This window comes from Haliscomenobacter sp. (assembly GCF_040403615.1).
Lineage (GTDB): Bacteria > Bacteroidota > Bacteroidia > Chitinophagales > Saprospiraceae > Haliscomenobacter.
In genome coordinates, this window is sequence record NZ_JBBAKG010000106.1 from 8974 (window position 1) to 16764 (window position 7791).

A 7791-nucleotide genomic window follows, 5' to 3' on the forward strand; every position below is an offset into this window, starting at 1 on the left:
AAATAGATTTTTGTACTTCATTTATTAGGATTTATTTTTTGTCACTTTTATTCAGATGCCTGGGACGAGTAATTGGCCTCAATAGGGAATTGACGCAATAGTTTAGCCTTTCTTACGGACTTGTCCACCCTGATTTTGACAACCTGGCTGTAGATGAAATGCTCGTAGAAATCCACCATTTTTACCCGGTAAAAATACTGTTTGCCTAAAACAGGTTTTTGATCCACAAAAACATAGGATTGCAATTCGTTCTTTGGTTTTCCACCACATATCTTGCCGATAGCTCTAAAATCGGAATGGGCGGTAGCGCGCTCAATACTGAAGTAGGCATAATGGCTGGCGCTCGTAGCCCATTCAAGTAAAATACTTTGGTCTTTTTCGCAAAAATTAGCCTCAATTTGCTCATGAGCAACAGATTTGGCAGCAGTAACAGCGTTAAGGTCTTTCTCGGGTTGATCCAATACAACATCATCAATGACCACCCAACTGTCCACAAAGTCGCTGTTTTGAGTATTCATGGTAGCTTGAATTTTGATAAAAACAGGAGCGCCTAAAGCAGGAGTGAAAGTAGGGCAAACCTGCTTTATGCCTGCCGAATTGTGGTTGGAAGAATTCATAAACGACTCCAACAAGTACCAGGGGCCGACTTGAGAAGCTGCCCAATAAACATCAAATGCAATGGATAACGCAGGGCTGGTTTCTCCTGAATGGTAGTTGATACACTTGTAGGTAAACCCAAATGTTGCGGGCTGTCCGTTGGAAATGCCCAGCGCCGAAGTTGTATTCAGGCTGACCGAATGGAATTTGTTTACATTTCCCAGTGCCGCCGGGTTGTTGGGCGTGATTGGTTGGCTACCCAGAATTGGGGTGGCTGAAATTTGTACCAAACCACCACTAAGTTTCCACTTTTCGCAGGTTTGGCCACTGCAACCATTGAATTCCTGTACGTAAGTGATCTGACTAAAAATAATGCTGGAGCAACTGCAAAACAGCAGCAGCAGGATGTAGTTATTAAACTTTTTCATAGTATGATTTGTTAGTATTTTGTAAATTTGTAGTTTTCTTTGCAATGATCTGGCCTTTTGTCGAGATTGTGAGAAATCAACAATAGATGTTTAATAGACAACCCCTGATTGTTGTAAATATCACGGGTTTTTTACATAAATCATGTAGTGTATTGAAAACCAAATTGGCAAATATTGGTGAAAATTGTGTAGGCAATTGAAAAGTATAATCACTCGTATAAAAAGCATAATTTAGTTTAACTGCTGTTAACTACAATTGTCAATGACGAACAATTGGTTGAACCGGCAAATTCCACAAGAATTTCAAGCTGGATTCCAGAAGATGATCTTGCAGGAAAATGTCTTTTTGATTTTGTTGGGTGCTGCAATCGGTGGGCTGGCGCACCTGGCCTATCATTGGATAGATTGGCAACATTACCAGCAAGGGCTGTTTGAACGCGAACCCAGCTACCGCTGGCTATTTTACAGCAATGCAGTGTGGTGGTTACTGTACGGTACCCCCATCCATTTTTTGCGCAATTGGTCGCGGATAAAGCAAGGCGATTACCCCTTGCCACAATTGCAGTGGAGAGTAGACGTCATTATACTGGCGTACGGTGTGAACATCCTATCCAGGATTGCCTTTATCGCCCAGACCTCCGTTTTGCAGGCATTTGCCAACTATTTGCTGCTCTTGTTTGTCTTTAGTCATCTTTATGTGGATAGTAAGCGTCGGGTGCTGCTTGTCTTTGGAATCATGCTGTTGACCGCGGTTTTAATCAATATCCAACCCACATCAATGCAATCCGGAAAATTGGTGGCAACCGTTTATTGTATCATTGTAGCCATCTTTGTGTTCGTTTTTTCCAATACTTGGTTTGATAGAGTAATCAAACAGTTTTTGTTAGAAAAAGAGCTGGAGCAGCAAGCCGATGTGTTGAGTCGACAAAACCAGCTCATTGAAGCACAAAAATCAAGGATCAGCGATGAATTGGAAATGTCCAAACGCCAACTGACTTCGAGTGCCCTGATGCTGGCGCAAAAACAGAATGTAAACAATCTACTAAAAACGGAAGTACTCGGTTTGGATGAAACTGCCCCCTTATCAGGGCTTGCCAAGCAAAATTTCCTTAAAATTCTTGACCAGACAATCAATGAAGAAGATGATTGGGCATACTTTCAGGAACAATTCGCACGGGTCGAACCTTTCTTTCTCAAAAGTATCCTGACTGAATTTCCTTCACTTACCCCCATGGATTTGAAAATATTGACGCTGACCAGGATGAACCTCGGCTCCAGAGAAATGGCCGATATCCTCAAAATCTCTCTCCAAAGCACCAATACCGCAAGGTACCGCCTGCGCAAGCGCTTGGCGTTGACGGAAGAGGTGAGTTTGGAAAGCTTTGTGCTGACATTCGTAAGCTGAAAGGAAAAGACAATGTGTTTTTTTAACGTACAGTCTTGATTTATAGCGGGTTTACCATTTCATCGTGCCTGAGTCCCAAATCAAGCCCTTCACCTTAAAATTGGCATGATGCGTTACTCCTTTACTGTAATGCGCATTGATCGTGATTTTTTGGGCAGTCTTGAGTCTTTGAATAAATCGATTGGCATCAATAATAAAGATCGTATTCTTGTTGCCATCGTCGGCAGGCCTGAACTGGAAAGGCACAGGATTCTCGTGGTCAAACTGGACGAGCAACGACAATTCCCCAACTGTACTGGATAAAAAATCACATCCAAGGCTGCACAACATCACTTCATTGAGCCCCGCACTGCCTTGAATCCAGATGCTCATCGATGCAGATGGATAGGCACCTTTTAAATGGGCAATGGAATGACAAACCGCATAGTCTTTTCGGATAGTCATGCGGTCTTTGCGTTTCAGGTAGTACCAGTTGGCAATCTTGGGTTCTGAAGTTTCATCATCCGAACCGCTACTCATCATTGTATTTGTGGAAACGGGTGCCGAGATTTTTTGATCGGCAAAACCAAATGCAACCAGCAGCATTCCAAGTAAAAGGAGGGTAAACAGTGCAACTATTAATAATGTAATTTTTTTGTACCCAAAGTGGAGGGATTTCTATCCTGAACCAGCATTGTAATAAAGTCAGGAGCAGAGGTATTTTTATCTTTAAATGTCAGCATTAGTAGAAGATTTTTTGCACTGGAAATTAGCCATCTTTTTTTCACATCATCTACGCATTAGAAAAAAAGCAGCATAGCTACATGGTTTGGTTTTGTTGTCGTAAAAAAGTGCAGTAACTGTATGGGATACTAAGGGGCTTGATTTTATTGTTGCAATGCAATATTTTACGCAGCTTCGCTGCTCATGTTTAATTTAACCACGACGTACACGACGAGCACGACGATTAAGCGCTCCGCGCTGGATAACGACGCTTTGCGTCGTGTTGTGGCGGTAGCCATTCGTCGTGCTCGTCGGGTACGTCGTGGTTACAAAAAAGAGCAGCGAAGCTGCGAAAAATTCGGGGCATTACTTTCCACAGCTCGCTGCTATTGCACACTTTTCGTCGTTTTACGTCGCGCATTTAGCGCAGCCAAATGAATCGTCGGCCGTCGTGGTTATAAAAACGATTGGGCGAAAGCCCAATTCAAAAAAAATCTAAACTGGAACCCCTGCACGCAAACCAACTAACATTTTTCATGTAGTTTTCTGTTTAATTACATGTAGCAATCGCCAAATGAAAGCCAGGCCCATCTTTTTGGTATGATTTTCCTATAACAGGAAATCAAAATTGATGCCAATGAAGACAAGGGTATTGAGCCAGGCTTTTAGCTTACTGGTCTTGCTGCTTTGCAACAATGTTGGGCTTTTTGCAAAAGCACCTGTTGCACAAAATGTGCTCGCTGGCCAAACCCATGCCACGTACCAGGCTGTACCTGTACTGCTGGCCAACGACTTCTCTGTCGATACTCTGGCTTGTTTTGACCTCAATTATGTGCTGAACAACCCGAAGACCATCGGCTATAAAGGGGCTACCCTTTCTCCCAAAGCAGCCATCACAGAGGCGCAGACCATCCCTGGCGCAGAAGCCCCAAAATGGGCAGAAGACAACATCCTGAACCTGGGCTACCCTGGGTTTCCATACAACTGCCATACTACCCTGCAGTGGAGCGACAAAGTGTTGTACTACGGTTGTGATTCGATCAGGGCCACTGGTATTTATGCCCGCATTTACCGCCAATGGGTAGCCACCGATTGCAATGGCCTGCGCTCCAGCGTGGTGCAGGTGATTCCATTTGCTCGGCCAGCGCTGGCCTTGGCCGAGCCCTGCGGTGTACAAACTCCTTTCTCAATCAACCCGGATCTGAAATTTCGCGGAGCTGGGGATTGTGGCAAAAATGCTGCCCCTGCTGCCCCCAACTACGACTGGGTGGTGCAGTACAACTCCTGCACCCCCGACAAGAACCTGATCAAAAAGGCCGACGTGATGCCTGCTTTCCGCAGTTATTTCAACAACCCAGCCAATCCACGGAACGTTTACCTGGATGAAGCAGCTTGCAACTATGCGGTACACATCAAAGACACCGAGTTTCCGACTTGTGGGGGTCGTGGCTTGAAAATCAGCCGCGAGATTTTTGTATTCGACTGGTGCGCAGGAGGCGCTATCGATACTCTGCGCGTTCTGATCAAAATTGGCGACAATCAGGGCCCCAGGCTGATTGGGCCTGCTTACTTTAACGGAGTGTCCAATAACAATCCTAGGCAGCTTCCCGTTTTGAATATCTCCACCGGGCCAATGGATTGTACTGCGGCATTGCTGATCAGCGCTGCGGGCATCAGGAGTGCTTTTGGGTATACCCTTGCCGACAACTGTGCATTGGGCAACCTTTCTTTAAGCCTCAAATCGAAAGAACGATACAGGATGGGCATCCCAGTGACTGCCCCGGATTGGGTAAAAACAGAATACGCTATCCTCAATGGCAGGATGATTGGCATCCCCATTGGCTACCACCGCCTGATCATCGAAGCTACCGATGCTTGCAACAACGCGATGCGGGATTCCTTCGAGTTTGAGGTACTGGACAAGGTGGCACCCGTGATGAAGTGTGACCCGCAACTCAATCTTTCCTTGAGCAACGGCAACGGTTATTCCGCCGGTTATGCCCGTGTCAGCGCCCTGGAGCTGGATGCAGGCTCCTGGGACAACTGTAAATTGGCCTGGATCAAAGCCCGCCGCAGTGTTGCTGCAGCAAGCGCGGCAACTTTTATTGCCCAGGGCTACGACACCAACCACAACGGAACACTGGACGCCGCAGTGGGCAAAGACAACAACGCAGATGGCGATTTCGAAGACGATGGCGAATTTTTGCAAGGGGTATACGACGGCATCGACAACAATGGCGACGGAGATTTTAGCGATTTTGGCGAAACTTTTGTGTGGGCAAATGGCAACCTGATGACGCCCCTGGCCAACGTTGTGGAAGTATTTTGCAGCGATTTGACCGAAAATGTGTCCGTTGAATTGTGGGGCGAAGACAGCAGCGGCAACCGCAGTTTTTGCCACAATGGTTTACGGATCGAAGACAAGATCCTCCCTGCTTGCACTGCACCTCAGGACCTCACGGTTGATTGCGATGCGCAGTGCCTGAGCACAATTGACAACCCGCAAGCTGCTGCATTGTGCTTTGGTGAGGCAACCATTACCTCTGGCAACGACTGTGCGCCGCTCGATACGCTCTACACCATAAAAAAGGAGCTGAAGTGTGGCGCGGGTACGATCACCCGGAACTGGACGCTGACCAGGCAAACTGCCCGGGGACCCATCACCGTTTTTTGTGCGCAAAAAATCACCGTTCGGGCCATTCACCAGTACGATATTACTTTCCCTAAGGATGTGATCACCGACTGCAATAGCCAGATCATCGATACCTTTTTTGTGGCCCGAAAATTGTTTGACGAGGTACCAACCATCGCGGAAACAGTGGATGATCGCGACACCATCACGCTGAATGAAAGATCTTGCGACATCCTGTCTGTCAGCGTCTCAGACAAACGATTTGATGCGGCACAGGGAGAATGTTTTCAGGTTTTTCGAACCTTTACCGTCACCAATTGGTGCACTTACGATGACCGTTGTGGTGATCCTGTTGAAGGAAGAGGAAGCTTTAAAATTCCGCGTGATGCTTTTGGAAAGCCCGGACAGGTTCGATTTTCGGTACTGGTGCGCGATGCCAACCGCGACTCGGATGAAGAATTTTACCTCTCAAGGGACCAAATTGCCAACAATGCCGATGACCAACGCATTTATCCCAAGATTTGCAACGTCAGTGGAGAATACTACCACACGTTTGTATACACTCAGCTCATTAAGGTGTATGACGACGAAAGTCCGATGGTAACGGGCCAACCCGCCAAATTCTGCATCCGTGAAGGCGGAAATTGTACTGCCGATGTAAAAATGATCGTTACGGGCAAAGACCGCTGCTCCAGCAAGCTTACCCTGGAAAAAAACTTGCTGATGATCGCACCTCAGCAAACCCGGGATGCAAGTCTAATGCTGCGTTACAATCCCAGCACATGGAACGTACTTGACCTTGGTCAGGGTAGTTTTGAAATCAACGCGCTGGCTTTGCCCCAAGGCAAATATGACCTGATTGCCGTGCTGCGCGACGATTGTGGCAACCTGAGCTTGCCTACCCGCATCCCTTTTAGCATTGAAGATTGCCGAGGGCCGGCTCCCATCTGTCTCAGTGGCTTATCGCTTGATTTGTTGCCAGATGGCGCCGGATCGGGACAGCTCACGCTGGCCGCTGCCGATTTTGTGGCTTCCAGGGTATTCGACTGCAACGGCCAGGGGCCTGAAACAGAAAATGGCCTGAAACTGGTGACTAAATACTCCATCAACCGGGAAAAGGAAACCGCCCGCCCCGATCAAAGCTCGATTGTCTTTACCTGTGCAGACCTGGAATCGGGCTTCATTGTGCTGGAGCTCCATGCCTGGGATGAAGCGGGCAACCACGATTTTTGCCTGACTTTTGTAGAAATATACGACAAACGCCAGGTTTGTCCGGCTTCGGGATCCTCCCAAAATACCCTGACCATCAATGGCCTGGTACTTACCGAAGGCGGGGTGCAACTGCCAGGGGTATTGCTCCACCTGAGCGGCCAGGCTTCGATGACTTGTATTTCGCCAACGGAGGGGGCTTTTGCTTTCAACAACTTGGGCAAAGGAAACGACTATACCATTACGCCATTTTTGGACAAAAACCACCTGAGTGGAGTGACTACTTTTGACCTCTTGCTGATCCAAAAACACATCCTGGGCTTACAAATGTTGAGCTCGCCTTACAAGCTCATTGCGGCCGATGCCAACAATTCCAGGTCGATTACTACCCTTGATCTGATTCAGCTGCGCAAATTGATCCTGAACATCGATCCCGCTTTTCAAAACAATACGTCCTGGCGATTTGTGAGCGCCGCTTATCGATTTCCCAATCCGGCCAATCCCTGGGCAACAACTTTCCCCGAAAGCATCAGCTTGAATAACCTGCCGGGCAATGCCAGTGCCAATTTCATGGCCATCAAAGTCGGGGATGTCAATGGCAGTGCTGCCTCCAATTGATCGAACCACCCTGTCTTTACTACATTTTTAATGTATGATCTATTCTATAGATGTAGTGTGTTGCGTCTTTTAAATGCATAGAATACAAATAAAGTGATGTGCTGTATCTTTGTTTAAAGAATTAAGATGTTATTTAATTGAAATTCAAACACATGAAATTCAAACACATGAAATTCAAATACACAACTCCATCACAACTC

General features: G+C 46.8%; 4 protein-coding genes. 2 read left to right on the plus strand and 2 right to left on the minus strand.

Annotated elements, in window-relative coordinates:
* Nucleotides 1-47 precede the first annotated feature (47 nt).
* The gene (locus ABW391_RS24040) at nucleotides 48-1025 is read right to left on the minus strand and encodes a fimbrial protein (protein WP_353484448.1); all 978 of its coding nucleotides are present in this window, start codon (nucleotides 1023-1025) and stop codon (nucleotides 48-50) included.
* Nucleotides 1026-1287: 262 nt separating this feature from the next.
* Here ABW391_RS24040 and ABW391_RS24045 point away from each other — a divergent pair, with 262 nt between their 5' ends.
* Complete coding sequence (locus tag ABW391_RS24045; protein ID WP_353484449.1) at nucleotides 1288-2430, plus strand: helix-turn-helix transcriptional regulator; 1143 nt, start codon at nucleotides 1288-1290, stop codon at nucleotides 2428-2430.
* Between the two features lie 51 nt (nucleotides 2431-2481).
* On the opposite strand, the gene ABW391_RS24050 is transcribed toward ABW391_RS24045, so the two are convergent.
* On the minus strand, nucleotides 2482-2952 hold the full coding sequence (locus ABW391_RS24050) for a hypothetical protein (RefSeq protein WP_353484450.1): 471 nt from the start codon (nucleotides 2950-2952) through the stop codon (nucleotides 2482-2484).
* A gap of 817 nt (nucleotides 2953-3769) precedes the next feature.
* Here ABW391_RS24050 and ABW391_RS24055 point away from each other — a divergent pair.
* Nucleotides 3770-7591, plus strand: a complete 3822-nt coding sequence (locus ABW391_RS24055; RefSeq protein ID WP_353484451.1) for a hypothetical protein — start codon at nucleotides 3770-3772, stop codon at nucleotides 7589-7591.
* Nucleotides 7592-7791: the final 200 nt, after the last annotated feature.

What these genes read in the sequence shown, in the direction of transcription:
- ABW391_RS24055 (WP_353484451.1), top strand. Translation starts at nt 3,770, where the DNA reads ATGAAGACAAGGGTATTGAGCCAGGCTTTTAGCTTACTGGTCTTGCTG.
- ABW391_RS24045 (WP_353484449.1), top strand. Translation starts at nt 1,288, where the DNA reads ATGACGAACAATTGGTTGAACCGGCAAATTCCACAAGAATTTCAAGCT.
- ABW391_RS24040 (WP_353484448.1), bottom strand. Translation starts at nt 1,025, where the DNA reads ATGAAAAAGTTTAATAACTACATCCTGCTGCTGCTGTTTTGCAGTTGC.
- ABW391_RS24050 (WP_353484450.1), bottom strand. Translation starts at nt 2,952, where the DNA reads ATGATGAGTAGCGGTTCGGATGATGAAACTTCAGAACCCAAGATTGCC.